Annotated in this window: 1 protein-coding gene; it reads right to left on the reverse strand. The window is 69.2% G+C overall.

Annotation, left to right across the window (positions count from 1 at the left end; translation table 11 throughout):
- Positions 1–6: 6 nt before the first annotated feature.
- The coding region (locus tag IE329_RS39870) for an ABC transporter substrate-binding protein (RefSeq protein ID WP_308438445.1) at positions 7–1279 on the reverse strand (1273 nt) is incomplete at its 5' end.

The following is a 1279-nucleotide window of genomic DNA, read 5'->3' on the forward strand; positions in this document are numbered from 1 at the left end:
TGATGGTCAGCCGGTTTCCATGCCCTGGGTCTTCATCTCGGCGAGGGTCTGGGCCTGGGTGTCGGCCAGGGCGGCGTCGAGGGTGGTGGTGCCGGTGCCGGCCTTGCCGAGGCCGTCGCCGAGGGCGCCGGAGGTCTTGGTCATCACGGGGCCCCACTGGAAGCTGGGGTCGATCCTGGTGGCGCTGTCCTTGAACACGTCGTAGATCTTCTGGCCGCCGTAGAAGGGGTTGGGCTCGGCCAGGGCGGGGTTGTCGAGGCCGGTGAGGGCGGCGGGATAGATGCCGGTTTCCTTGATGAGGTTGCTGACGCTGGCGGGGTCGGTGCCGAACCAGTGGGCGAACTCGACGGCCTCCTTGACGTGCTTGCAGCCCTTGAGGACGGTGTTGGGGGTGCCGCCGGCGTTGCCGGCGGTGGGGGTGGCCGCGTCCCAGACGGGCATCGGGGCGACGGCCCAGTTGCCGGTGGTCTCCTTGACGCTGTCGGCGAGGATGGGGGTGTCCCAGACGGCGTTGACGTCGGAGAGGATGGTGCCCTCGCCCATGCCCTTGTAGAGGGCGGTGTCGAAGCTGGGGACGGTCTTGACGAGCTTCTTGTCGATGAGGTTCTGCCAGAAGGCGGTGACCTTCTTCGTGGCGGGGTCGTTCACGTCGACCGTCCACTTGTCGCCGCCGGTGGTGAACCACTTGGCGCCGGCCTGCCAGGCGAGGCCGGCGAAGTTGTAGGCGTCGTTGCCGAAGTAGGTGATGTAGGCGTTCGGGTCGGCGGCGTGGATGAGCGCGGCGTCCGCCGCGTACTCGTCCCACGTCTTCGGGGCCTGGGTGATGCCGTACTTGGCGAAGAGGTCCTTGCGGTAGATCAGTGCCATCGGGGCGATGTCGACGGGCAGGCCGTAGGTGTGCCCGTCGACCCCGGACTGCGCGAACGCCCAGGGGGCGTACTCCTTGGCGTGGGGTGCGGCGGCGGCCGTCGCGTCCTGCAGTGCGCCGGCGGCGGCGAAGGTCGGCAGCGTCTCGAAGCCGACCGACGCCAGGCACGGGGCGTTGCCGGCCTTCACCGCGCTGAGCATCTTGGTGTAGCCGCCCTTGGAGCCGGGCGAGATCTTGCTGTAGGTGACCTTGATGCCGGGGTGGGAGGCGTTGAACAGCTCCACCGACTTCTCGTAGCCCGGGGCCCAGCCCCAGAACTCGATGGTGACCGGCCCCGACGCCTGGTCACCCGCTCCCCCCGATCCGCAGGCCGCGACGGCGGCCAACGACGTGATCGCCATGGCGAGGGTG

This window comes from Kitasatospora indigofera, assembly GCF_014655955.1.
Taxonomy (GTDB): Bacteria; Actinomycetota; Actinomycetes; order Streptomycetales; family Streptomycetaceae; genus Kitasatospora; species Kitasatospora indigofera.